At 70.6% G+C, this 24,435-nt stretch carries 24 protein-coding genes; 10 read left to right on the forward strand and 14 right to left on the reverse strand.

Going from position 1 to position 24,435, the window contains the following annotated elements; genetic code table 11:
- The first annotated feature begins 20 nt into the window (after positions 1-20).
- The 3 genes from IEY88_RS00840 to IEY88_RS00850 are packed head-to-tail and all read left to right on the forward strand — an operon-like array spanning position 21 to position 3,035.
- Positions 21-758, forward strand: a complete 738-nt coding sequence (locus tag IEY88_RS00840) for a DUF4333 domain-containing protein (RefSeq protein ID WP_189152607.1) — start codon at positions 21-23, stop codon at positions 756-758.
- Between the two features lie 56 nt (positions 759-814).
- A complete protein-coding gene (locus IEY88_RS00845; protein WP_189152608.1) occupies positions 815-1,831 on the forward strand; it encodes a hypothetical protein in 1,017 nt (338 codons plus the stop codon).
- A gap of 37 nt (positions 1,832-1,868) precedes the next feature.
- Positions 1,869-3,035, forward strand: coding sequence for a GNAT family N-acetyltransferase (locus IEY88_RS00850; protein WP_189152609.1), 1,167 nt, complete (start codon positions 1,869-1,871; stop codon positions 3,033-3,035).
- A gap of 7 nt (positions 3,036-3,042) precedes the next feature.
- On the opposite strand, the gene IEY88_RS00855 is transcribed toward IEY88_RS00850, so the two are convergent.
- A complete protein-coding gene (locus IEY88_RS00855) occupies positions 3,043-3,987 on the reverse strand; it encodes a 5'-3' exonuclease (protein WP_189152610.1) in 945 nt (314 codons plus the stop codon).
- Between the two features lie 104 nt (positions 3,988-4,091).
- On the opposite strand from IEY88_RS00855, the gene IEY88_RS00860 reads away from it, so the two are divergent.
- Positions 4,092-5,213, forward strand: coding sequence for a M24 family metallopeptidase (locus tag IEY88_RS00860; RefSeq protein WP_189152611.1), 1,122 nt, complete (start codon positions 4,092-4,094; stop codon positions 5,211-5,213).
- A 2-nt stretch (positions 5,214-5,215) separates the two neighbouring features.
- Complete coding sequence (locus IEY88_RS00865) at positions 5,216-5,656, forward strand: Lrp/AsnC family transcriptional regulator (RefSeq protein ID WP_189153472.1); 441 nt, start codon at positions 5,216-5,218, stop codon at positions 5,654-5,656.
- Here IEY88_RS00865 and IEY88_RS00870 read toward each other — a convergent pair.
- Genes IEY88_RS00870 through IEY88_RS00920 form a run of 11 tightly spaced genes read right to left on the reverse strand, consistent with a single transcriptional unit; the run spans position 5,629 to position 15,759 of the window.
- Positions 5,629-6,267: an ATP-binding cassette domain-containing protein gene (locus IEY88_RS00870; protein WP_229692975.1), complete on the reverse strand. Its 639-nt coding sequence runs from the start codon at positions 6,265-6,267 to the stop codon at positions 5,629-5,631. The two genes, IEY88_RS00865 and IEY88_RS00870, sit on opposite strands and share 28 nt — an antisense overlap.
- A complete protein-coding gene (locus IEY88_RS00875; protein WP_229692976.1) occupies positions 6,243-6,803 on the reverse strand; it encodes an ABC transporter ATP-binding protein in 561 nt (186 codons plus the stop codon). Before IEY88_RS00875 ends, IEY88_RS00870 begins: the two co-directional genes overlap by 25 nt.
- A gap of 35 nt (positions 6,804-6,838) precedes the next feature.
- Positions 6,839-9,283 carry an ABC transporter permease gene (locus tag IEY88_RS00880; protein WP_189152613.1) on the reverse strand — a complete coding sequence of 815 codons (2,445 nt, stop codon included), beginning with the start codon at positions 9,281-9,283 and terminating at the stop codon, positions 6,839-6,841.
- 39 nt (positions 9,284-9,322) lie between these two features.
- Positions 9,323-9,967, reverse strand: coding sequence for a VOC family protein (locus tag IEY88_RS00885; protein WP_189152614.1), 645 nt, complete (start codon positions 9,965-9,967; stop codon positions 9,323-9,325).
- A complete protein-coding gene (locus IEY88_RS00890; RefSeq protein ID WP_189152615.1) occupies positions 9,967-10,833 on the reverse strand; it encodes a hypothetical protein in 867 nt (288 codons plus the stop codon). Before IEY88_RS00890 ends, IEY88_RS00885 begins: the two co-directional genes overlap by 1 nt.
- 19 nt (positions 10,834-10,852) lie before the next feature.
- Positions 10,853-11,845 (reverse strand): proline racemase family protein, encoded by a 993-nt coding sequence (locus IEY88_RS00895; RefSeq protein WP_189152616.1) that lies wholly within the window; start codon positions 11,843-11,845, stop codon positions 10,853-10,855.
- Positions 11,842-12,735 carry a dihydrodipicolinate synthase family protein gene (locus IEY88_RS00900; RefSeq protein ID WP_189152617.1) on the reverse strand — a complete coding sequence of 298 codons (894 nt, stop codon included), beginning with the start codon at positions 12,733-12,735 and terminating at the stop codon, positions 11,842-11,844. The genes IEY88_RS00895 and IEY88_RS00900 overlap by 4 nt, the downstream gene beginning before the upstream one ends.
- Positions 12,732-13,931, reverse strand: coding sequence for an FAD-dependent oxidoreductase (locus IEY88_RS00905; RefSeq protein WP_189152618.1), 1,200 nt, complete (start codon positions 13,929-13,931; stop codon positions 12,732-12,734). Before IEY88_RS00905 ends, IEY88_RS00900 begins: the two co-directional genes overlap by 4 nt.
- On the reverse strand, positions 13,928-14,110 hold the full coding sequence (locus IEY88_RS45375) for a 2Fe-2S iron-sulfur cluster-binding protein (RefSeq protein WP_189152619.1): 183 nt from the start codon (positions 14,108-14,110) through the stop codon (positions 13,928-13,930). The genes IEY88_RS00905 and IEY88_RS45375 overlap by 4 nt, the downstream gene beginning before the upstream one ends.
- Positions 14,107-15,186, reverse strand: a complete 1,080-nt coding sequence (locus IEY88_RS00915; RefSeq protein ID WP_189152620.1) for an NAD(P)/FAD-dependent oxidoreductase — start codon at positions 15,184-15,186, stop codon at positions 14,107-14,109. The genes IEY88_RS45375 and IEY88_RS00915 overlap by 4 nt, the downstream gene beginning before the upstream one ends.
- Positions 15,187-15,213: 27 nt before the next feature.
- On the reverse strand, positions 15,214-15,759 hold the full coding sequence (locus tag IEY88_RS00920; RefSeq protein ID WP_189152621.1) for a helix-turn-helix domain-containing protein: 546 nt from the start codon (positions 15,757-15,759) through the stop codon (positions 15,214-15,216).
- Between the two features lie 30 nt (positions 15,760-15,789).
- Here IEY88_RS00920 and IEY88_RS00925 point away from each other — a divergent pair, with 30 nt between their 5' ends.
- Positions 15,790-16,176, forward strand: a complete 387-nt coding sequence (locus tag IEY88_RS00925) for a hypothetical protein (RefSeq protein ID WP_189152622.1) — start codon at positions 15,790-15,792, stop codon at positions 16,174-16,176.
- 3 nt (positions 16,177-16,179) lie between these two features.
- Here IEY88_RS00925 and IEY88_RS00930 read toward each other — a convergent pair whose 3' ends face one another.
- The gene (locus tag IEY88_RS00930; protein WP_189152623.1) at positions 16,180-17,049 is read right to left on the reverse strand and encodes a DUF4231 domain-containing protein; all 870 of its coding nucleotides are present in this window, start codon (positions 17,047-17,049) and stop codon (positions 16,180-16,182) included.
- A gap of 186 nt (positions 17,050-17,235) precedes the next feature.
- On the opposite strand from IEY88_RS00930, the gene IEY88_RS00935 reads away from it, so the two are divergent.
- The 3 genes from IEY88_RS00935 to IEY88_RS00945 are packed head-to-tail and all read left to right on the forward strand — an operon-like array spanning position 17,236 to position 21,921.
- On the forward strand, positions 17,236-20,115 hold the full coding sequence (locus IEY88_RS00935) for an alpha-L-fucosidase (protein WP_189152624.1): 2,880 nt from the start codon (positions 17,236-17,238) through the stop codon (positions 20,113-20,115).
- A gap of 11 nt (positions 20,116-20,126) precedes the next feature.
- Complete coding sequence (locus IEY88_RS00940; protein WP_189152625.1) at positions 20,127-21,083, forward strand: ankyrin repeat domain-containing protein; 957 nt, start codon at positions 20,127-20,129, stop codon at positions 21,081-21,083.
- A 7-nt stretch (positions 21,084-21,090) separates the two neighbouring features.
- A complete protein-coding gene (locus IEY88_RS00945; RefSeq protein WP_189152626.1) occupies positions 21,091-21,921 on the forward strand; it encodes an oxygenase MpaB family protein in 831 nt (276 codons plus the stop codon).
- Here IEY88_RS00945 and IEY88_RS00950 read toward each other — a convergent pair.
- Positions 21,911-22,675, reverse strand: coding sequence for an alpha/beta fold hydrolase (locus IEY88_RS00950; protein WP_189152627.1), 765 nt, complete (start codon positions 22,673-22,675; stop codon positions 21,911-21,913). The genes IEY88_RS00945 and IEY88_RS00950 overlap by 11 nt on opposite strands.
- Before the next feature lie 259 nt (positions 22,676-22,934).
- On the opposite strand from IEY88_RS00950, the gene IEY88_RS00955 reads away from it, so the two are divergent.
- Positions 22,935-24,428: a chitinase gene (locus IEY88_RS00955; protein WP_373294001.1), complete on the forward strand. Its 1,494-nt coding sequence runs from the start codon at positions 22,935-22,937 to the stop codon at positions 24,426-24,428.
- Positions 24,429-24,435: the final 7 nt, after the last annotated feature.

Here is a 24,435-nt window from a genome sequence, read left to right on the forward strand (position 1 = left end):
GTACATACGGAGGTCGACAGATGAGCAGCCCGTACGGACCGTCCGGAGGGAACGATCCTCAGCAGCCGTGGGGCCAGCAGCCGCAACCGCCGCAGCAGCCTTACGGGGGCGGATTTCCTCCCGGTACCCCGTCCGGCGGCTTCCCTGCCCAGCAGCCGGGGCAGCAGAACCCGTACGGCCCGCCGCAGCCCCAGCCGGGCCAGCAGCAGCCGTATCCGGGCTTCGACCCGTCGCAGCAGCAGACGCAGCAGTACGGCGTGCCCGGCCAGCAGCCGCAGTCGAACCCGTACGGCACCCCTGCCCAGGACCCGTACGGCCAGCAGACCCAGCAGTACGGCATGCCGGGCCAGCAGCAGCACCAGGACCCGTACGGCCAGCAGCAGCCCAACCCGTACGGCCAGCAGCCGGGCTACGGCCCGCCGATGCCGCCGAAGAAGAAGTCCAGCGCGGCCATCTGGGTGGCCGCGGTGGTCGTCGTCCTGCTCGTCGGTGGCGTGCTGTTCACCGGGTTCGTGTCGCCGGCCTTCTTCAAGAAGAAGATCTTCGACAACACGGCCGTGCAGACCGGCATCGTCCAGATCCTGAAGGACGAGTACAAGATCTCCGACGTCGGCGCAGCGACGTGTTCCGGTGAGAACCAGGTCAAGCCCAACACCTCGTTCGAGTGCAAGGTGCAGGTCGGCGGCAAGGACAAGAAGGTCAAGATCGTCGTCAAGACCGAGGACGGCGAGTACGAGGTCGGCCAGCCGACCGGCTGATCCTCTTCCGCGTTTTCGATAGCCTCCTCCCAGAGCATTTCTGGGGGGAGGCCTTCTTGTCTGTGCGGTACTTCGTGTTCGCGGCGGCAGAGTCCGTGCCGCGGTGCCCGTTGAAGGTCGTGCGGCTGATGCCGGACGGCACCGGGGAGACGTTCACGCGGGATCTGGTGTGGGAGCGGTCGGACACGCTCGGGGACGCCCTGCCCGCCGGGGCGTGGGAGACCGGGCCGGAGTACGCGACGGCGTTCCTCACGGACATGGTCGTGGAGATGCGCGCGGCCAAGTACGCGCGGCCGCACGCCGACGGGTACGTCTACCACGCGTTGTTCCGCGAACGGGCGGACGTCCTGGACCTGGACGCGTGCCACGGCCTGGTGAGACGCGTACCGGACGAGGCCCTGCACGAGCTCACGCCGGACGGCTCCTGGCGGCCGTGCGGTGAGGAGGTCCCGGCCTTCGCCGCGCGGAGGTGGGCCGCGCCGGGACCGGCGGCCGTCGCGATCGACGCCGGAGAGGCCGCCCGGCTGGTGGCCCGTGGCGTTCGCGCGCCAGAGCCGTTCGAGTGGCATGTGATCTGGGACGAGAACGACGCGATCCCGGCCGGTGTGGTCCGCATGCGCGCCGACGGCATCGAGGAGGTCTTCACGCGGGACCTGGTGTGGGAGCGCTCCGACCTGCGGCACCACACGCCTGTCCGCGTCCGCCCGGCGACCGGGCAGGAGGCTCAGCGGGCGATCGGCGAGACGGTCCGCCTGATGAACCTGTGCCGGCGCCGCGACGAGGGCGGCCCGTACCAGTACTACGGGATCTTCCGCGACGAACGGGACGCGGTAGATCCGCGTGACGCCCGCCAGATCATCCGGCAGCCGCGGGAGAACGACCAGGACCCGCAGGTGAACCGCTGGCTCGCGGAGACGTGGAACTTCCGGACCGAGGACGGCTGGACTCCCACGGAGGTGTTGCGCCAGATCGACGTCGGTTCCATCAACCTCGAGGCCGTGCCGATCACGCCGGCCGAGTTCGAGAAGGTCCTCGAGTGGACGAGGGAGTGGCAGCGGGCCTACGGAAACTGAGGTGCGCTCGCCGCCCGGCTGAGTCACGATCGCGGGCGTGACGGACATCCGCGTACTCACCGACGAAGCGCAGTACCGCGCCCACAACACGCTCTTCCGCCGTGCGATGCACTGGGGTCCGCCCTCGGACGAACAGTGGGCGGTCACCCTGCCCTCCTACGAACCCGGCCGGACGCTCGCCGCGTTCGAGGGCGACGAGATGGTCGGCACGACCCAGACGTTCGGCAGCTCCATGGTGGTGCCCGGAGGTGCCGTTGTGCCGCATGCGGCCGTGTCGCGCGTGGGTGTGCGTGCGGACTACACGCGCCGTGGTGTGGTGAGTGCCCTGATGCAGGAGCAGCTCTCGACGCTCACGGAGCCCGTCGCGACGCTGCGTGCGTCGGAGGGACGCATCTACGGGCGTTTCGGCTACGGGCTCGCCGGGCGCGTGCGGTTCCTGCGGATCGACGCGCGCAAGGCCGTGATCCCCGGTGCGCCGGCCGGGCGGGTGCGGATGGTCGACCAGGACACCGCGGAGAAGGTGCTGCCGGAGTTGCACACCGCGGTCGGCCTGGGCCGGCCCGGGCAGATCTCGCGCTGGCCAGGGTGGTGGGCCAGGGCGTTCGACCGCAAGACCGAGGCCGACAACGTCGTGACCGTCGTCCACAGTGGACCGGACGGCGACGACGGTTACGTGTCCTACAAGGTGTCCGAGGACAAGGACTTCAACCACCACATGGTGGTCGAGGACTTCGCGTGGGCCAACGCCGACGCCTGGCGAGACCTGTGGATCTACCTCACGCGCCTGGACCTGGTGGACACGATCGAGGTCGACGCCGCGCTCGACGACCCACTCGCCTGGCTGTTCGAGGACCCGCGCGTCGTGTACACGAAGGACGTCTACGACCAGATCTGGCTCCGGCTGGTGGACGTGCCGCGCATGCTCGCCGCCCGCACCTACAGCGGTACCGGGTCCGTCGTCATCGAGGTGCGCGACAAGCTGTTGCCCGCCAACGACGGCCGGTACCGCGTCTCGGCCGACGGCGCCGAACGCGTGGACGCGCCCGCGGACATCACGATCCCAGTGGACCTGCTCGGTGCCGTGTACTTCGGCGACACGAGGTTCGCCGGCCTCGCGGCCGCCAAGCGGATCGAAGGTGCGCGGTTCGACGTGGCCGACTCGTTGTTCGCCGGCCCCGCCCCGCTCTGCTCGACGTTCTTCTAGGACGAACCTAGGGACGCCGCTCCATCGCGTTCACCAGGCGCGGCACCGAACTGCCGAGGCCCCAGCGCTGCGTGAGCTCACGCAGCCGCTCGGGGTCGGCCGGCACGCGCGGCACGTCGTCGGCGCGGTCCAGCACGACCGGGGCGTCCAGCGCCGTGCGGACGACCACGGGCGCCACCGCCAGGTACTCCTCGGCGGCGATCAACGAGTTGCGGGCCTTGGTGCTGAGCTTGCGGTCCATCGGGTCCGTCACGGCCTTGAGCACGGCGTCGAGCGAGCCGAACTCGGTGATGAGCTTCGCGGCGGTCTTCTCGCCGATGCCCGCGACGCCCGGCAGCCCGTCGGACGGGTCGCCGCGCATGATCGACATGTCGGCGTAGGCGGACCCGGCGTTCTCGACGGGCAGCGAGTACTTGGCCGCCAGTTCCTCCGGACCGAGGACCTCGGCCTTGTTCCAGCCGCGGCCGACGTAGACGACGTGCACGGGTGTGGGCTCGAAGCGCACGACCTGGAACATGTCGCGGTCACCCGTCACGACCTCGACGGGCGACTTCGTCTCGCGGTGGGCCAGGGCGCCGATCACGTCGTCGGCCTCGTAGCCCGCCGCCTCGCCGGTGCAGATGCCGGCGGCGTCGAGGACGTCGAGGATGATCGGGATCTGCGGCGTCAGCGTGTCCGGGACCTCCTCGGACCCGTCCGTCGCGGACTCGGCGACCCGGTGCGCCTTGTAGGACGGCAGCGCCTTCACCCGGAACTCGGGCCGCCAGTCGGCGTCGAGGCAGGCCACCAGGCGCGCGGCACCGCGTTCGGTGATGACGCGCGCGATCGTGTCGACGAACCCGCGCACGGCGTTGACCGGCGTGCCGTCGGGCGCGGTCATCGAGTCCGGCAGCGCGTAGTACGACCGGAAGTAGAGGCTCGCGGAGTCGAGCAGCACCAGGGGAGAGCTCACGAATGGACAAGCTACTAGTGCGGTGACCGCCGACGCCTCCTGGGCGCGCCGGAGTGCCGAACGCGCCCGGCGGGCGTCGCGGTCAACGCACTAGGCTTTCGGCCATGGCAACGATCACCGGGCCCATCGACGTGTCCGCGCTGCGTGCGCGGCTCGACCGCGCAACCGCAGCCGCCGAGCAGGCGGGCGTCGACGCCCTCCTCATCTCGCCCGGTTCGGACCTGCGGTACCTGATCGGTGCCGGTGGCGACTCGTTCGAGCGCCTCACCTGCCTCGCGCTGCCCGTGGGCGGCACGCCGCGGCTGGTCGTGCCGAAGCTGGAGCAGCCGGGGTACGCCGCCATCCCCACCGACGAGCTCGGCGTCGAGGTCGTCACGTGGGTCGACGGCGAGGACCCGTACGCGCTGGTCAAGGCCGCGCTCAAGGGCGAGCGCACCGCGGTGGCGGACATGATGCCCGCGCTGCACACCATCAAGCTCGGCCAGGCGATCGGCGGCGCGCAGTCGCTGGCCGGGCCGATCATCCGCGAGCTGCGCATGCGCAAGGACGCGGCCGAGATCGACGCGCTGCGCAAAGCCGGCCAGGCGATCGACCGCGTGCACGCGCGCATGGGTGAGTTCCTGCGCGTGGGCCGCACCGAACGCGAGGTGGCCAAGGACATCGCCGACGCGATCGTCGAGGAAGGCCACACCGTCGCCGACTTCGTGATCGTCGGCTCCGGCCCGAACGGCGCCTCCCCGCACCACCGCGACTCCGAGCGCGTGGTCCAGGCGGGGGAGGTCGTCGTCATCGACATCGGCGGCCCGGTCGCCGAGGGCTACAACTCCGACTCGACCCGCACCTACGTGATGGGCGAGCCCACCCACGACGACGTCCGGGAGACCTACGCGGTCTTGCAGGCGGCGCAGAAGGCGGCCGTCGAGGCCGTCAAGCCCGGTGTGACGTGCGAGGAGATCGACGCCGTCGCGCGCAAGGTGATCACCGACGCGGGCTTCGGCGAGTACTTCGTCCACCGCACGGGCCACGGCATCGGCCTGGACGTGCACGAGGAGCCCTACATCGTGAGTGGCAACCCGCTGCCGCTCGAAGCAGGCATGGCCTTCAGCGTGGAGCCCGGCATCTACCTGCCCGGCCGCTGGGGTGCCCGCATCGAGGACATCGTGGTCGCCACCCCGGACGGCGTCGAGTCCTTCAACAACCGACCTCACGAGCTGGTGGTGCTTTGACCCTGGAGCAGATCGACAGAGCGATACTGAAGGAACTCGCCTCGGACGGCCGGTGCAGCTTCACCGACCTGGCCGAACGGGTGGGCCTGTCCGTCTCGGCGGTGCACCAGCGCGTGAAGCGCCTCGAGCAGCGCGGCATCGTGAAGGGCTACGCGGCCCGTCTGGACGGCGCCGAGATCGGGCTGCCGATGTCGGCGTTCATCTCGCTGTTCCCGATCAACCCGGCCGAGCCGGACGACTACCCGAAGCGCCTCGAGCACCTGCCGGAGATCGAGGCCTGCTACTCGGTGGCGGGCGACGCGTCGTACGTCCTGCGCGTGCGTGTCAGCTCCCCGGTCGCGCTGGAGGAGCTCCTGCAGAAGATCCGGGAGTCGGCGAACGTGTCGACGCGGACGACGGTGGTCCTTTCGACGCCTTACGAGGACAGGCCGCCCGCGGTCTGAACCCGTCCGTCGGCCAGCACGAGCACTCGGTCGGCGACGGCGTGCACGGCGTCGTGGTGCGTGGCGATCAGCACCGCGGCGCCCTCGTCGGCGACGCGCCGCAGCAACCCGACCGCGGCCTCGGCGCTGACGGAGTCCAGGTGCGCGGTCGGCTCGTCGGCCAGCAGGGCGGAGGGCCGTGCCACGACGGCCCGCGCCAGCGCCGCGCGTTGCTGCTGCCCGAACGACACCTGCCAGGGGAACCTGCCGCCCAGTCGCGAGATCCCCAGCTCCGCCAGCAACTCCGGCACCCCGGCCACCTCGCGCCCGGCCAGGCGCAACGGCAGGGCGACGTTCTCCTCCAGCGTCAGCTCGGACGCGAGCCCGAGCGACTGGGGCAGCACGGCGCAGGCGGACCAGGAGGCGAGCCCCGGCAGCACCGACCCGCTGTCGGGGAAGTCGAAGCCGCACAACAGGGACAGCAACGCGGTCTTCCCGGAACCGGACGGCCCGCTCAGCGTCACGAGCTCACCGGCGGCGACGGCCAGGTCCACCCCGCGCAGCACGGAGACCCCGCCGAACGCCCGGTGCACCCCGGCCGCCCGGATCACGACGCGGCCAGCGGGATGCACAGGTCCGCCAGCGAGACCAGCCGCGGGTCGTGCGAGGCGACCACGGCGGGCACCGGCAGGGACTCGAGCGTCTCCAGCACGAGATCGGCGGACCGGACGTCGAGCTGCGAGGTCGGTTCGTCCGCCACCACGACGGAAGCACCGCGAGCCAGCGCGCACCCGAACGCCAGGCGCTGCTGCTGCCCGCCCGAGAGGGCCCCGATCCGCCAGGTCGCCGACCCGCCGAGCCCGAGCCGGTCCAGCAACGAGAAGTCGTCGGCACCGGCCGCCCGCAGGTTCTCGCCGACGGTCAGGTGCGAGATCAGGTTGTCGGCCGGGTTCTGGAACACCACGGCGATCTCCTTGCGCCGCAACGTGCGCAGCTCCGCCCACGACATCGACGAGGTCGGCACGTCGTGGACGAACACCTCGCCCAGCGTTGGCCGTTCGACGAGCGAGAGCACGCGCAGCAGCGTCGACTTGCCGGAGCCGGACGGTCCGGACAGGACGGTGAGGCCGGGCGCGATCGACAGCGACACGTCCGCGACGGCGCGCACGGAACCATAGGACACCCCTACGCCACAAGCGCGTATCACCTGAGCAGTTCTCCCATCCGCGCGGTTCGCACACCGCGCAACGCGAGCCAGGCGGCCACGACGACCACCAGAGCGCCGCACGTCACCATCGAACCCAGCAACGGCAGCAGGTCCGGCAGCATCGGTGCGGGGTTCAACCAGGGCGCGGGGTCCAGGCGCGGTACGGCCGCACCGGCGCTCGCGAACGAGGCCACCAGGCCGATTCCCATGGCCAGCGACGCGAGCGCGCCCACTTCCAGCAGATGACTCGACCACAGCACGGACGGGCGCATGCCCATGCGGGTCGACAGGGCGCCGGAGACCGCGTTCTGCCGGCGCCGGACCTCGACGGCCAGCAACAGGGCCACGGCGGCGACCACGGCGAGGACGACGCCGATCGCCGCCACGAAGCCGAAGGTCCACTCGACGGTCAGGAACGGCAGGCCGTCCAGGACGCGGGCGCGGTCGGCGACGTTCGTGTAGTTGATGCCCTCGGCCTTCAGCGCGGAAGTCAAGGCGGGCAACGGGAGCGTCGACCACAGGTGCCACGAGCCGACCTGTTCGACGGCGGGCACCGAGTCCCGGGCGACGACGTAGCCGCGCGTGCCGAGCTTCGGGAACGACGGCAGCTGAGCCACCGGTTTGAGCAGCGGCAGGCCGGCGATCTGGATCTCCTGGTTCGCCGAGCGGCCGATGCGCAGGGCGGGCGCGACCTCACCGTCGCGCCTCAGGTCCGAGATCAGCGACCGCACCGACGAGGGGTCGTCCAGCACGGCCGCGTCGGTGAACGTCGTGGGGTCGACGACCAGCGCGCCCGTGCTCACGCCGACAAGAGTTGTGTTGCCCCGCAACGTTTCGGGCAGCGCGACCCGGCCGAGCGCGATGTCCTGCGACACCTGGACGGTGCTGTTGGCGCCGACGAACACGCCCGACTTCGAGTCCAGCGCCGACTGCTGGGCGCCCGCCACCGCGCTGCCGACGGCGATGGTGCCGACCGCCAGCACGCCCACGAGCAGCACACCGGTCACCGGCCCGACCGCGGCGGCGAGGCGGCGCAACGCGAGCTGGGCGGCCGGGACCTGCCACCACTGCACGTGGTGAGACCACCCGAGCGACCAGCGCAGCAGCCGCGTCGCGAGCAACGCCGCCGCCAGGACCACGAGCAGGGGGAACGCCAGCGCGGCCACGTCGATGCGCGGCAGCGAACCGGGCTTGAGCGCCGTGCCCAGACCGTTGTGCGACAGGCGGAACCACGCGAGCACGGCCAGTCCGGCGACGACCAGTTCCCACGGCACCAGCCCGAGTCGTCGCGAGCGGGCCCGCCCCTGGAACGTGCGGTGCGCCCGCCACGCGGCCACCAGCACAGTCACGACGAGGCTCAGCAGCACCACGGCCAGCACGAACCCCAGTGCCACCCACAGCGTTCCGGGAGCCAGCACCACACCAGGCGCGTACAACGGCAGCAGCAGGCGAGCGGCCACCAGTCCTAGCAATCCGCCCAGCACCAACGGCAACCCGAGTTCCAGCACACCCCGGAAGCCCAGCGCCAGCGGACTCGCCCCGCGCACCCACAGCAACCGCAGCTCGGAATGCCGCCGCTGCGCCCACTGGACGGTCACGGTGCCGACGCCCGCGAGCCCGACCAGCACGCTGATGATCACCAACGGCAGCAGCGCGGACGACACGTTGCGTTCCGAGGTCCTGGCCGCCGTGATGGCACCGGACAGCAGATCGGTCCGCGTCAACGGCAGCCCGAGCGCCGTCAGCCGGGCGTTCCCCTTGTCCCCCAACGCTTCCGCCTCGGCGAGCGTCGACAGCGGCGCGGTGGTGAAGCGCAACGACACCGTGGCGTTCTCGGCGAACTCCGGTGGCAGCAAGGAGAGGTCGGCGGCCGACGGCACCCAGATCACCGACGTGCTGACGCCGTCGCCCGCCAAGGGGTTCGGCACCACGGTCTTCGCCTCGGAGCACCACCAGCCGTCCACCGGCTGCGCGAGGTCGGCGTAGATCGCCGTCACCACCAGAGACGACCCGGTCAGCCGGTCACCGATCTCGACCCGCGCGGCCGTCGCGATCGTCTGCGGCACCCACAACCCGGTGCCACCGCCCTGCACGACGGTGAGGTGCGCCAGTGCGTCCGGCCGGTGGCCGAACCGGCCGTAGGTCGCGATGCCGTTGAAGTCGGGCCTGCCGATCCGCGAGTAGGCACCGCCGAGGTCGCTGCGCGCGGCCATCGTGACGGCCGTGGACAGCGGGAGTCCGTCACCGTCCAGCGCCGGGTGCACGGAGTGCTGGCACATCCGGCTCTGCTGGTAGGCGAGAGCGGCGCTGCCCGCGGCGGAGGAGTGCAGGGCGGCCGCGGCCACCACGAAGCCCAGCAGCAACGTCGTCGCGATGCTCACCAGCAACGTGAGCGGGCTCGACAGCGCTGCCCTGGGCGCGGCTCTCCACGGCAACTGCACCAGCGCACGCTAACCGCCGTTCCCCGATTTGGGGAGCCTTTACGAGGTAACGGAACGCATGACGCCGAAGCGGGCTCCGAACGGATCGACGAGCACCGCGATCCGCCCGACTCCGTCGAGGTCATGGGGTGCGAGGAGCACCGGCGCCGCGGCGGCCACCTGATCCACATCGGCCACCTCGAAGTACGGCAGCCAGAACGCCTGCGTGTCCGCGACGATCGCGCCGAACATCCGGCCCTCGGCCGTGCCCGCGGGCTGCAGGAACTGGCCCGGCGCCCCCGGGATCACCCGGATCTCCCACGAGAAGAGCGAACGGTAGAACGCCGCCGAGGCGGAGGGCGCGGGGGAGTGCAGTTCGAGCCACGTCAGCGAACCGGGGACGGACACCGCGCCGAGCCCGGCAGGCCCCTGCCACACCCCGAACTCCCCGCCGTGCGGGTCGGTCAGCAGCACCTCGGTCGTGGGCGCCGTGCCCGCGAAGTGGGCGATCCACGACCCGCCCTGCGCGGGAACGTGGCCCGCCACCGCCAGTCCGGCGCAGGTGAACACCCCGCTGCCCGGCGTGTCACGAGGCTGGTACTCCCAGCCGAGCACACCACCGTAGAACTCCGCGGCCTTCGCCTCGTCCGACGAGCCCAGGTCGATCCAGGCCGGCGCTCCCGGGACGTACTCAGTGGTGATCATCAGGCCCACCTCCAGCGGATACCTACCCAGTTCACCGACACATCAGTCTCGAAGTGGTGCACGGAGTTCGTGTGGTCGAGCGCCAGGTCGATCGTGCGGTGCGGTTCCTGCTCCTCCCAGTCCTGCAGGTAGACGTGCGGGTCGACGGGCGGCGCCGCCGGGTCGAAGTGCACCTCGATCAGGCTCTGCGGGAGGAAGCACCGCACGCCGTGCGCGTACTCGATGCTCTCCAGCCGCGTCGAGTCGTGCGCCACGAACTCGACGACCCAGGTCTCGCCCTCGCCCAACGCCCTGCCGAACAGCAGCTCGTCGACGACCAGCCGTTCGGTGGCGTCCCAGGTGGACCGGCCGAGCCGGCAGTTGCGCACGGGTTCGTGCCGGATCTGCGACGACTCGACGGAGTCGTCGCAGAAGTAGTGCGCGTGGAAGCGGTCGACGCCGTCGCGACGCGCCCGGACGACCACCCGCGACTCGATGCGCGACGCACGCCGGTCCGCGTCCACGAACACCCTGTCGTGCCGGGAGAGGACCTCGAGGTCGTTGGCGTCGAAGCCGGGCATCATGCCGGGCACGACGTCCGGCCAGCCGCTCGGGCCGGTGCGCTCCAGCAGGTCCAGCAACGACCGGGGCGGCACCTCGAGCAGCTCCTCCAGCACCTCGACGGCCTTGAGCGACTTCGGCGAGACCGGTCGCACCCGGCCCTGCTGCCAGTCGCTCAGCGTCGACAGCGCGACCGCCACCTGCTGGTGCGCGAGGCGCGACCGGAGCCGTTCCAGCGTCAGGCCGCGGCGGCGGATGGCCGCCCGCAGCGCCGAGTGGAACGGTCCGATGCGCAGCAGTGCTTCCAGGCTGGGGGTCGTCGTCACCCACGAGACCCTAATGCCGCTAGAGCGAGAAGCCCTCGGGAAAGGGATCGGTCTCGTCGAGCAGGTACTGCCCCATGCCGGTGATCCACGCCCGTCCGGCCACCGTCGGCACGACGGCCGTGCGGTCACCGAGCGGGACCTCCTCCAACAGCCTGCCGATGAACCTCGTGCCGATGAACGACTCGTTCACGAAGTCCTCGCCGATGCCCAGCTGACCACGGGCGTGCAGCTGGGCCATCCGGGCGCAGGTGCCGGTGCCGCACGGGGACCGGTCGAACCAGCCGGGGTGGATCGCCATCGCGTTGCGCGAGTCGGCGCCGTCCTCGCCGGGCGCGACGAACTGGACGTGCTTGCAGCCGCTGATCGCCGCGTCGAGGGGGTGCACCGGCCGGTTCGTCGCGTTGATCTCGTCCATGACGGCCAGGCCCGCCGCCAGGATCCTGTCCCTCTCCGCCCTGTCGAACGGGATGCCCAGGTCCGCGAGCGGCACGATGGCGTAGAAGTTGCCGCCGTACGCCATGTCGTAGCGGACCTCGCCGATCCCGGGCACGTCGACGACGGCGTCCAGCTCGTGCGCGTAGGCCGGGACGTTGCGGATCGTCACGAGCTTCGTGCGGGTGTCGTAGTCGGCGAGCACCAGCCCGGCCGGGGTGTCGAGGCGGACGGTCGTGACGGGTTCGGTCACCTCGACCATGCCCGTCTCGACCAGCACCGTCGCGACGCCGATCGTGCCGTGCCCGCACATCGGCAGCAGGCCGGAGACCTCGATGAACAGCACGCCCCAGTCCGCGTCCCGCCGGGTCGGCGGCTGCAGGATCGCGCCGCTCATCGCCGCGTGCCCGCGTGGCTCGTTGACCAGCAACCGGCGGATGTGGTCGTGGTTCTCGATGAAGTTCAGCCGCTTCTCGGCCATGGTCTCGCCCGGGATCACGCCGACGCCGCCCGTGATGACCCGCGTCGGCATGCCCTCGGTGTGCGAGTCGACCGCGCTGAAGTACTTGGCGAACCTCATGACGTCGCCAGCTTCATGTCCGCGTCGACCTGCGCGAGCTGCTCGGCGCTCAACGGGCCGCGCGGCGGGCGGCACGGGCCGCCGTACCGGCCGACGAAGTCCATCGAACGCTTGATGGCCTGCACGAACTCGGTGCGCGAGTCCCAGCGGAACGCGGGCACGAGCTTCTCGTACAACGTGCGCGCCTCGTCCAGCTTGCCCTCCAGCGCGAGGTCGAACAGCTGCTTGCTCTCGGCCGGGAACACGTTGGGGTAGCCCGCGAACCAGCCCGTGGCGCCCATCAGCAGGCTCTCCAGCACGACGTCGTCCGCGCCCGCCACGACGGTGAGGTGCGGGGCGGCCGCGCGGATCTCCAGCACGCGCCGGACGTCACCGGAGAACTCCTTGACCGCCACGACGTTCTCGATCTGGCCGAGCTCGGCGAGCAGGTCCGGCGTCAGGTCGACCTTGGTGTCGATCGGGTTGTTGTAGACCATGATCGGCAGCCCGGCCTTCGCGACCTCGCGGAAGTGGTGCACGACCTCGCCGCGGCTGGCCCGGTACATCGTCGGCGGCAGGCACAGCACACCGTCCGCGCCGTCCTCGGCCGCGAGCTCGGCCCAGTGCCGGGCCTGGTGCGCGCCCACGCCGTGCACGCCGATGACCGCGATGCCACGTCCCTTGACCGCGGCGATGGCGGTCTGCGCGACCTCACGGCGTTCCGCGTCGGTCAGCGACGAGTACTCGCCCAGCGAGCCGTTCGGCCCGACGCCCCGGCACCCGCTGTCGACGACCCACCGGCAGTGCTCGGCGAACTTGTCGAGGTCGGGACGCAACCCGGCGGGCGCCTTCGGGTCTTCGGCGTAGGGGAGCGCGGTGGCGACGATGACGCCGTCGAGGCGTTCGGTCATGACTTGTCCTCCGGGAGTTCTGCGAGTTCGCCGAGGGGGATCGGGACCGCGATGACGCGGCGCTGGCCGTCGAACGGGACACCGGTCAGCTCGGCGGCGTTGCGGGCGCAGATGCGGCCCTGGCACCGGCCCAGCGCGACTCGGCTGGTGAGCTTGAGTTCGCGCATGCTGGTGGCATCGGTGAGGTCTTCGAGGCGGACCTTCTCGCACCGGCACACGGTGGTGTCCGGGTGCAGCCAGGTCTGCCAGCCGGGCTGGACCTCGTGCGCCCTGGCCAGTGCCGCGGCGAACAGCCTGCCCCGGCGGACGGCCTCCAGGGCCTTCGCGGGCGGTCGCCGCCCGGCCGCGGCGGCCCCGGCGACGACGCCCTCGGCCTCGGCGAGGTCCGCGCCGCCGATGCCGGTGACCTCGCCGGCCGCGTAGACGTTCGCGACGGACGTCCGCTGGTGGTCGTCGACGTCGAGGAAGTCGTGGGTGCGGCTGGCGTTCGGCAGCAGGTCGGTGCGGGGCAGGAAGCCGTAGCCGACGCACACCAGATCGGCGTGCTCGGTGCGGTGGCTGATCGGGCGCCACTGGCTGTCGAGCTTCGCGACCGTCACTCGGTCGCCGTGCTTGGCGATCACGGCGGTGCGGGTCTCCAGGCGCGGCAGGACCTTGCGGTAGCTCGCGAGCTCGCCGATCTTGTGCCGGTTGGCCGTGATCGCCTTGGCCTCGCGGAGCCAGCGGGTGGGGGAGGAGGCCTCGTAGACGCCGACGAGGGTGGAGCCGAGGTCCTGCAGCGCGGTGGCCACCGGCAGCAGGAACGGGCCGGTGCCGGTGACGATGACGCGTCCGGCCAGGGTGACGCCCTGTTTGGCCAGGGCCTGGGCGGCGCCCGCGGTGATGACGCCGGGGCCGTCCCAGCCGGGGAAGGGCAGCGGGCGGTCGTAGGCGCCGGTCGCGATGACCAGGGCGTCGAAACGGAGGAGGCGGGCTCCTCCAGGTCCGCGGAGGTGCAGCGAGTCGCCCTCCACCATCCACACCTCGGTGTTCTTGAGGTGCGTGACTCCAGGATGCTCGAACCTGGCCCGCCCACGCAGGTACTGCCCACCGGCCTCGGGCTCCGAGTCGACCATCACGACCTCGGCGCCCGCGTCGGCCGCGGTCCGGGCAGCCGCCATCCCGGCGGGCCCCGCGCCCACCACGACCACCCTCACGACTGGGTCCTGATCACGTCGCCGTCGCGCAACGGGTGCCGGCACGCCCGCACCTCGGGCACGCCGTTGATCTCCGCGACGCATCCGAAGCACACGCCGATGCCGCAGAAGTACCTGCCGGGCAACAACTCCGCGACGTGCGCGACCTCGCGCCGCAGGCCGTTGAACGTCACCTTCACACCATCACCTCCGGCCGGTCGACGCGGAACGGGCGGGGATCGACCAGGGGGTCCTCGCCCGTGAGCAGCTGGGCCAGCAGGCGGCCGGTGGCCGGGGCGAGACCGACGCCCGCGCCCTCGTGACCGGTCGCGTGCCACAGGCCGGGTGTGCGGGGGTCCTCGCCGATGATCGGCAGGTGGTCCGGGGCGTACGGGCGGAAGCCGCCGTACGCGCGCATCACCGGGACGTTCCTCAACATGGGGAACATCGCGATCGCCCGCTGTGCCAACGCTGTGAGCACGCGGCTCTCGATCGTCTCGTCGAAGCCCTTGCGCTGGCGACTCGACCCGATCAGCACGGTGCCCGCCTGCGTCGACTCGACCACGCCGGACGTCTGGAGGTCGGCGTCACCGCTCGAGACCGCGCCGACGTAGTCCGCGTCGTAGACCTTGTGCCTGATGGTGCCGGGGATGGGGGTGGTCACGAGCACCACGCCGCGCCGGGGCAGCACGTTCACGCCGAAGTCGCGCGCCCACGGGCCCGTGGCGTTGACTACCGCACCGCAGCTGATCACGCCGTCTGACGTCGTCACGCTGCGGCCGTCCGTTGTGGACACTTCGGCCAGCCTGACCTCTATGCCGCGCAACAGGGAACGGGTGGCCTTCACCGGGTTGAGCTGGGCGTCCTGCAGGTAGTGGACGGCGGCGGTGATCTCACGATTGAGGTGCGGCTCGTGGGTCAGCGCATCCTCGACGGAGATCTCGCAGGCGTCGATACCGGCCTCGCGCTGGGCCGCCGCGAAGGCGTGGAGAGGAACGACGGCCGACGGAGTGGTCGCGACGACCAGGCCGCCCTTCTCCTCCCACTCGGCGTCCTGCGCGAGTTCGGGCCACAACGCGCGACTCGCCCGAGCCAGGTCGAGTTCCGGGCCGGGCCCCTTGTCGCTGACCAGCACGTTGCCCTCACCGGCCGCGCTGGTGCCCGACGCGGGTCCGTGGCGGTCGAGGACGACGACACCGAGCCCGCGCGCCTTCAACGCCTGGGCGCACGCGGCACCGATGATGCCCGCGCCCATGACCACGACGTCCGGGTGCATCGCCACCTCCGTTCATTAGAATGAACGTTAGTGCTTCGGATACTCCAGCACCAGTACCGAGCTGACCTCGCCGCCGACGGTCTCGTACGAGTGGGGCAGCGAGCCGGGGAAGCACACGTAGTCGCCGGGCCCCAGCTCGTACGGCTTGTCCACCGGGCCGACGCGCAGCTGACCGCTCGTGACCAGCACGTGCTCCTTGCCGGGATGACCTTCGCTGGTCTGGACGGCGCCGGACCGGACGCGCTGGTCGTAGATCTCCAGCACGGTGTCGCCGATGTCCATCCGCCGCATCAACCGCAGGTCGACGGCGTTGCTGCTGAGCACCTCGACGTCCGCGGTGCGCACCAGCACCACGTCCGGCGGTGTCCGCTCGGTCACCAGCTCCGACACCGGCACGTCCAAAGCGTTCGACAAACTGAACACTGTGTCGATGGTCGGGTTGCCCGCGCCGCTCTCCAGCTGGGACAGCGTGCCCTTGGCGATGGACGACCGCCGCGCGAGCTCCGACAGCGACAGCCCGCGCTGCTCCCGGAACGCCCTGATGTTGGCGCCAAGCACCTGACCCGCACTCATAGCCACTGATCGTTGCATAGGCTTGCGCCCATGACTGCGTACACGGAGGCGGAGGGGCAGACCCTTCGCACAGCCGTTTTCGGTGCCATGGTGCTGGTGTCCACGGCGGACCCCGGTTCGGTCGACGAGGAGAGCCAGGCCGGCGTCAGGGCGATCACCCTGCTCTCGGACGACCTGCGCGCCATCATCGCCGCTGCCCCGCCTGCTCTGCCGACGGGCACGACGTCCGATGTGGAGGCCGGTGTCCTGGCCGCGCTGCGCGACTCCGTGGCGATCATCAACGCGCACGAGCCGCGTGACGTGGCGATCTTCCGCGCGGCCGTGTCGGAGATGTGCCGCTCGGTCGCCGGTGCGGACGGCGAGGTGGCGGTGGCGGAACGCGCGATGGTGACGAAGGTCGTCGAGGCCCTCGGCTGACGGTCAGGTCGCGCTGGGCCGCGACGCGAGCCAGGCGGTGTGCTCCTTGCTGATCACGGCCTCGGCGGCGGCGACCGTGGAGGCCCAGTCGCTCTCCGCGACGTACGGGATCTGGTGGTAGATGTACGCGAGCTCACCGGCCGCCGCCGAGTAGGAGACCCTCAGGTTCTCGAACTGCCGCAGCCCGATCCACGCCGCACCCGCCGCGACGGCCGCGGCCATCACGCCGGACAGGTCGACGTCCCAGGCACCGTTGATGCGCAGGATCGCGAAGAGGATCGCCACGAGCTCGCCGATGATCATCAGGACGCGGAACACGTTCGCGCGGGTCTCGTTCATCGCCGACCTCTCGCGGTACCAGCGCAGCTGCGGCTCGACGCGGGCTTCGCGGTAGGCGTTCCTGCGCTCCTCGAACGGCTTGGCGCGCAGCTCGGCCATCACCTCGTCGCCCGTGTCGTTCGCGCTGGTCAGCATGACCTCCCTGCGGTGGTCCTTCACCGCGTCGGCGATGGCGAGGTCCAGGTCCCGGCGCGGGTCCTCGGTGCCGCCGTGGAACGGTGCGCCGGCCACGGCGTAACGCCACGACAGCGACTTCACGCGTTCGGCGACGGTCCGGCCCGCGTTCCACTTCAGCTCCGGGTGCATCACCCACAGCAGCAGCTCGCCGAACAGGGCGATGAGGAACCCGCCCAGCGCCACCCAAGCCCAGAAGTCGACGCCGCTGCCGCCGATCTGCCACTTGAACGCACCGCCCACCGCCGCGACCACCGCGCCGACCAGCCGAACCCGGCTGAACAGCAGCGTGAGCCGCTGTCCGAGCCGCGAGACCGCCTCCGCGTCGTGGTAGAAGCCGGGCAGGTGCCGCTCGTCCATCCGCTGCTCTCCCCCTCCGCCGGCCAGGTCCGCCGGGCGCCTCGATCATCCCCGATCATGATCTCCCGGCGGGGCGCAGCGCAGGGGGCCTGAAGAGGTGAGCTCGATCGCGGGTTGACCGGTCCTCGTCCCGGTTGCAATCATCGGATCTTCTCGCCGCCGCCCCGGACGAGATGAGCGTGAACCATGGGATTACGTCGTCTGTGCGTGGCCGTGGTGGCCATGTTGCTCGGAGGTCTGCTCACGGTGGTGACGCAGGGGGCCGCGCAGGCCGAGGTGTGGCACCCGAGGCAGGAGTGGCTGCGCCAGTCCACCGCCGGGTTGTTCCTGCACTGGGGCATGTTCACCGCCCCGAAGCACCTGAACTGCGCCGAGTGGGAGCGCGACGTCACCGGTGGCGGCTGGACCGCCGGCTACTGGATCGACGAGGCCCGCAAGCTCGGCGCCTCGTACGTCGTGCTGGCGACGTTCCACAGCAGGCTCGGCTACGCGCGGCCGTGGCCCTCGCAGGTCCCCGGCAGCTGCGCGACCGAACGCGACCTGCTCGGTGAGCTGGTCCGGGCGGGCAGGGCCAAGGGCGTGAAGGTCGTCCTCTACATGACCGACGACCCGCAGTGGCACAGCGAGCAGGGCGTCCAGATGCTCGACTCGGCCGCCTACTCCGCCTACAAGGGCGAGCAGGTCGACCTCACCACCCGCGAGGGCTTCGGCAAGTACAGCTACGACCTGTTCTTCGAGGTCATGAGGAACTACGACGACCTCGCGGGCTTCTGGATCGACAACGACAACGAGTACTGGGAGCGCAACAAGCTCTACGAGCAGATCCGGCAGTTGCGGCCGACGTGGTTGCTGAACAACAACAACGAGGACACGCCGATCATGGACACGGTCTCGAACGAGCAGAAAACCGGCATGTTCCCGTCCTACGACTACCCGGCGGCGACGTTCACGCCGATGCCGCGCCTGTCCGAGGCCTGCTACAAGCTGCCGAACACGGGGGACTGGTGGTACGACGGCGGCAGCCACGCCGTCGACACGCGCCTGAACACCGGCCGCTACGTCACGAACGCGGGCTCGTCGATCAAGTCGCTGATGGCCGAGACGCCGATGGTGAACGGCCGGATGCCCGCGCAACAGGAGGCCTACAACGACTTCATGGCGCAGTGGGTGCCGCCGATCCGCGAGTCGATCCAGGGCGTCGAGGGCGCCGGGTACCTGTACGGCGGCATGCAGCCCGGCTTCTGGAACGACGGCGCGCACGGCGTGATCACCATCAACCCGAGGACCGGGAAGCAGTACGTCCACGTCGTGACGAGGCCACGAGCCGACTTCGTTCGCCTGCGGGACAACGGGTATCGGGTCACGAGCGTCCGCGACCTGCGCACCGGCGAGCAGTTGCGGATCTCGCAGTCGGCCGGGCACCTGACGATCCAGGGCATCACCAAGTGGGACGAGTACGACACCGTGTTCGCCGTGGAAACCTCTGGACAGCAAGGCTTCCACGCCGGTGTGAAGGCTTCGGCGACGTCGTCCGAGAACGGATTCCCCGCCTCGAACCTCACCGACGGCGACTTCGAGACCTACTGGGACGCTGCCGGTGCCCAGCCCGTCTCGATCTCGCTCGACCTGGGCCGGCGCAGGAAGGCCGCGTTCCTCGCGATCAACCAGCGCGAGTCGTCACCGACGCACGCCCGCGTGTCGTTCGGCAGGCCCGAGGACTCGAGTCGCATCAAGGACTACCAGCTGACGGCGTCGAACGACGGCCGTGACTGGTGGCACGTCCGCAGCGGCGCGTTGCCGTCCGCCCGCGGCACGCAGTTCATCGACATCGGCGCGCAGGAGGCCAGGTACCTCAGGCTGACCGTGCTGAACACCTGGAGCGGTCCGCAGGCCCCGGTGTACTTCAACGAACTGAGGATCGACGAGATCCGGGTCGGGCACAGCTATCCGCGCGGGCTGCATGGCGGCACGTGGGAGGCCGAGGACGCGGCACGGTCAGGTTCGGCGCGCAGTGAGTTCTGCGCCGCCTGCTCCGGCACCCGTCAGGTGACCGGGCTCGGCGGTGGTGAGCGCGACGCCGTGACCTATCGCGATGTTTCCGTTGCGGCTGCGGGAACTTACCGCCTGCAGCTCGACCTGACGGCTGGCGAGGCGTTCGCGGTGTCGGTCTCGGTGAACGGCGCGCCGCCGCTTTCCGTTGCGGTGCCGAAGGATCGTGCCGACGTGCCGGACCCGACGTCGATCGCGGTGCCGTTGAACGCGGGCAGCAACACCGTGAGGGTCTTCAGCGCCGGACGGCTCGGGCTCGACCGCATCTCGATCGGCGGGCTGCCGCAGTCGACCTACACGCCGAAGACGACCCTGACCGTGCAACCTCATGGCGTGCAATGGGTCGCGCCAGGGCAGCAGTCCGTGAAGATCACCGCCCGGCTGCGGTTCGACGCCGACGACCAGATCGATGCCGTCTCGCTGGCACCGGTGCTGCCCGCGGGGTGGACGTTGACCGGGGCACCGGCCACCCGCGCGTCGATGCGCCTGGCCGGGCTGCTCGAAGGGGTGTGGACCGCGACCTCGCCCGCCGGTCAGGACGCAGGCTCGGTGAACATCCCGGTCACGGCGTCGTTCCAGCTCCTGGGCTCGGACCGGGCGGTCTCCGGTGCGGTCCCGGTGCGCACCAGGCCCGCCGACCGCGTGTTCGTGCGCGAGGCCGAGGACTCGGCCAACCAGTTCGGCGCCACGGGGCTGACGAACTGCGGGCAGTGCTCGGGCGGGGAGAAGGTGCGCAACATCGGCGGCAGCGCGGACGCGTCGGTCACCTTCCCGAACGTGACCGTGCCGGAAACGCGGTCCTACCGGCTCTTCGTCCAGTACACGGTGAACGGCCCGCGCTCGTTCTTCGTGACGGTCAACGGCGGCACACCGGTCGAGATCAGGGTCGACGGGGTTGGCAACACCATCCCGGCCGTGGCCGAGATCCCCGTGGCGCTCATCGCCGGTGCCAACACCATCCGGTTCGGCAACGACACCGCGGGCGCTCCCGACCTCGACCGGATCGCGGTCGGTTAGGGTGCGGTCGCATGGGGGAAGAGAATCTGTGGCAGGGCATTTCCTACTACGACTGGAAGAACCTCGCGGCGGTGCGCGCGAAGCTGGACGCGGGCGCTGATCCGGACGGCGGCCCGTTCTGGATGCCTCCGCTGCACATGGCGGCGGAGGTGGGCTCCGCCGAGGTCGTGGCGGAGGTCGTCGCTCGTGTCCGCGACGTCGACCAGGTCTTCGACGGCCGCACAGCGCTGTGGCGGGCGGTGCACGAGGCCAAGGCCGACAGCGCTCAGGTGCTGCTCGCCGCGGGCGCGGATCCGTTGCGTCCCATGATGTCCGGCTGGTCGCCCGCCCGGCTCAGCCTCACCACGCCGCACGTGATCCCCTCGGCCGAGACGCTGACCGCGGCCGAGTGGGACGCGACCGCGGAGTGCGGCAGGCTGGTCACCGCGTTGAAGCATTTTCCGCACTTCGACGGTTTCAGCGTCGCGTGCGTCGCGGGGATCGACGCCGCCGAGGTCGCGCGCAGGCTGAACGCCGAGGTGGTGCCCGCGGCCGACGTCCCGGCGGAGGTGCCGATGGGGGACTGGTACCCCTCTCCGTTCGGGGAGGCGACCGAGCGCGCTGTCAGCGTCACCGAGGTGCCGGGCGGGTGCATCCTGTTCCAGCCCTGGTACTTCAACGTCCAGACGCCCGTGGTGATGAGCCTGCTGTCCGCGGGCACCGTCGTGTACGGCATGTACGCGAACCCGAAGAGCGGCAACCAGGGCAGCACCTACCGCGACGGTGAGTACGTCGGCAGCGACCTGCACCCCGGCGGCGGCCCGAACGACGGCGGGGACACGGCGGAGGTGCTGCTGGAACACCTGTACGCCCACAAGGCCGTGGCCTACTGCTGCGCCTACGCGGGCGTGCGCCCGAAGAACGACAAGGCGTTCACCGAGCCGGACCAGTGGCTCATCCTTCCGGATCGCGACTACTGGCGCGCATGATGGAGTGATGCTGGATGCGCTGAGGCGGCAGTTGAGCCGGGGACTGTTCGAGAAGGTCGTGGGTCCGGAGCGGGAGGAGCACGCGCGCCGGATCCACGACGCGCCCGGCCCCCGGTGGTTCGCCGACGACAGACCGATCCGGCACGTTCACGCTGATCACGCCATGTTCATCGGCGGGCTGCGAGCGTTGCTGCTGCAGTCGTTGCACCCGCTCGCGATGGCGGCGGTGGCGCAGCACTCCGACTACAAGACCGATCCGTGGGGCCGGTTGCAACGCACGAGCCTGTTCGTCGGCGTTACCACCTACGGCACCGCCGCGGACGCGTTGAAGGCCGTCGAACGGCTCGCGCGCATCCACAAGCACATCCACGGCACCGCACCGGACGGCCGGCAGTACCGCGCCGACGACCCGCACCTGCTGGGCTGGGTGCACGTGGCCGAGGTCGACAGCTTCCTGCGCTGCCACCAGCGCTACGGCGAGAAACCGCTCGACGACTACGACGGATACGTCGCCGACATGGCCGTCATCGCGGACGCCATGGGCATCCCGAACCCACCGCGCACGACCGCCGAGCTCGACGCGAAGCTGAACTCGTATCGAGCCGAGCTGAAGGGCACGGCGGAGGCACGGCAGGCGGCCAGGTTCCTGCTGTTCAAGGCCCCGTTGCCGCTGGTGGCGCGCGGCCCGTACGGGATCCTGAGCGCCACGGCGGTGGCGACGCTGCCGGTGTGGGCGAGGATGCCGCTGCGGCTGCCCTACCTACCGGTCGCCGAGGCCACGGGCGTGCGGTTCGCGGGCCACGCGTTGATGCGCGGCCTTCGGTGGGTCACGAGCTGAGGAAGTCCATCACCAAAGGCGAGGCTTCGGCGCGGAACTCCTCGAAGTAGCCGTGCCGTGCGCCTTCGACGAGGTGCATCTTCGCGTTCGGGATGCGTTCCGTGATCAGGGGAGCGTTGGCCGTCGGGTTGAAGATGTCCTCGGTGCCGTGCACGACCAGCGTCGGTGCGGTGATCGACGGCAGCACGTTCCACGCGTCGTGCTCGGCGCTCGCGAAGAGGTGCCGCTTGCGCGCGTACGGCGGCATCTGCGGGTCGCCGAGCGTGTTGTACGGGCCCTTGTAGGCCGGGGTGTACATCAGTTCTTCCAAGGCCCTGCGCGCCTTCATCGGCTCGACCTGCGCGAGCGACTTGCGCACCTCGGCGCTGCGCTCGATGCCGTGCGCGCCGCCGGGGGAGGTGCAGCCCAGCACCAGGCGGTCCACGTGCTCACCGTGTCCGGCCGCGAGCCACTGCGCGATCCGGCCGCCCATCGACGTGCCGTAGACGTGGGCCCGGTCGATGCCCGCGTCGGCGAGGATCGCGACGCAGTCCTCGGCGAACATCCGCGTGCTGTACGGGGCGTCGGGCTTGTCGCTGGAACCGGTGCCGCGGTGGTCGGTGACGATCGTCGTGAACCGCGCGGAGAAGTCCTCGCGGACCTGTGACCACCACTTCGAGGAGTTCGCCTGACCCGCGATGAGCAGCAGTGGGGGTCCGGAGCCCTCGACCGAGTAGAAGAGCCTGGTTCCGTCGGAGGCACGAGCGAGGGGCACGACCGAGCAGTCTAGTGGCGTGACCTGGCCCGTTGGCGGGCGGATTCACGCTCAGCAGGGCGCCTCGCGGCACCGCCCCCACGCCCCCGTACGACTCCGGTACGAGGACGTGGGGGCGGCACCACGATGCACCCGTCTGACCGCGAATCCGCCCGGCACCGTGCCAGGCCACGCCACTGAACCTTGACTTCGCGATAGATGGTCTAGTCCAATTCGGGGTGACCCCCTGCCGGCCGCCAACGCGTGAGGGATGGAACCCATGCTGTTGTTCGCTCGAATATCCGCGGTGGCCGCACTGGTGCTCGGCACCGTGATCGTGAGCCTCGCCCCCGCCAGTGCCGCCGGAGTGACGGCGACGTTCTCCAAGAACGGCTGGAGCACCGGGTACACCGCGACGGTGACGATCAAGAACGAGACCAGCGCGGCGATCAGCTCCTGGAAGGTCGAGTTCGACTACCCGGCCTCGACCACCGTCGGTGCCTACTGGGACTCGCTGCTCACCAAGAGCGGCAACCACCACACCTTCGTCAACCGGGAGTACAACGGCTCCGTCGCGCCTGGGGCGAGCGTGACGTTCGGCTTCAACGCCGCCGGCACCGCCGACCCGTCGAACTGCACTGTGAACGGTGCGGCGTGTACCGGTGGCACGGGTCCGACTACGTCCTCGACGACGTCTTCGACCACGACTACTACGACAACTACTACGACCACCACCACGACCGGTCAGCCGCCCACGGGGCAGTTGCCGCGCAAGGTGCTCGTCGGGTACCTGCACGCGAGCTTCGCCAACGGCTCCGGCTACATCCGCATGAAGGACGTGCCGGACGAGTGGGACGTCATCAACCTCTCGTTCGCCGAGCCGACCAGTGCGACGAGCGGGGACCTGCGCTTCGCCCAGTGCCCGGTCGCGGAGTGCCCGAACGTCGAGTCCGAGGCCGAGTTCATCGCCGGCATCCGCGCCCAGCAGGCGAAGGGCAAGAAGGTCAACATCTCGATCGGCGGCCAGAACGGGCAGGTGCGGCTCGAGACCGCGGCGGCGCGCGACGCGTTCGTGCGGTCGGTCGGCGGCATCATCGACAAGTACGGCCTGAACGGCCTCGACGTCGACTTCGAGGGCCACTCGCTGTCGCTCAACCCCGGCGACCTCGACTTCAAGAACCCGACCACGCCCGTGGTCGTGAACCTGATCTCGGCGCTGCGGTCGCTGAAGGCCCGCTACGGAGCCGACTTCGTCCTGACGATGGCCCCGGAGACGTTCTTCGTGCAGGTCGGCTACCAGTTCTACGGCGGCACGGGCACCGGCGACGCGCGCACGGGCGCGTACCTGCCGGTGATCGAGGCCATGCGCAACGACCTGACGTTGCTGCACGTGCAGGACTACAACTCCGGACCCGTGATGGGGCTGGACAACCAGTACCACAACATGGGTGGCGCGGACTTCCACGTGGCGATGACCGACATGGTGCTCGCCGGGTTCCCCGTGCGGGGTGACGCGTCGAAGTTCTTCGCGGGCCTGCGCCAGGACCAGGTCGCGATCGGCCTGCCCGCCGCGATGTACGCGGGCAACGGGTTCACGTCGGTCGCGGACGTCCAGACCGCGTTGGACTGCCTCACCAAGGGCACGCGGTGCGGCAGCTACAAACCTCGCGGTGTGTACCCGAACCTGCGTGGGCTCATGACGTGGTCGATCAACTGGGACAAGTACAACAACTACGAGTTCTCCAAGGCCCACCGGGCTTATCTGCCTCGGTGACGGGGTG

Source organism: Lentzea pudingi (assembly GCF_014646255.1).
Lineage (GTDB): Bacteria > Actinomycetota > Actinomycetes > Mycobacteriales > Pseudonocardiaceae > Lentzea > Lentzea pudingi.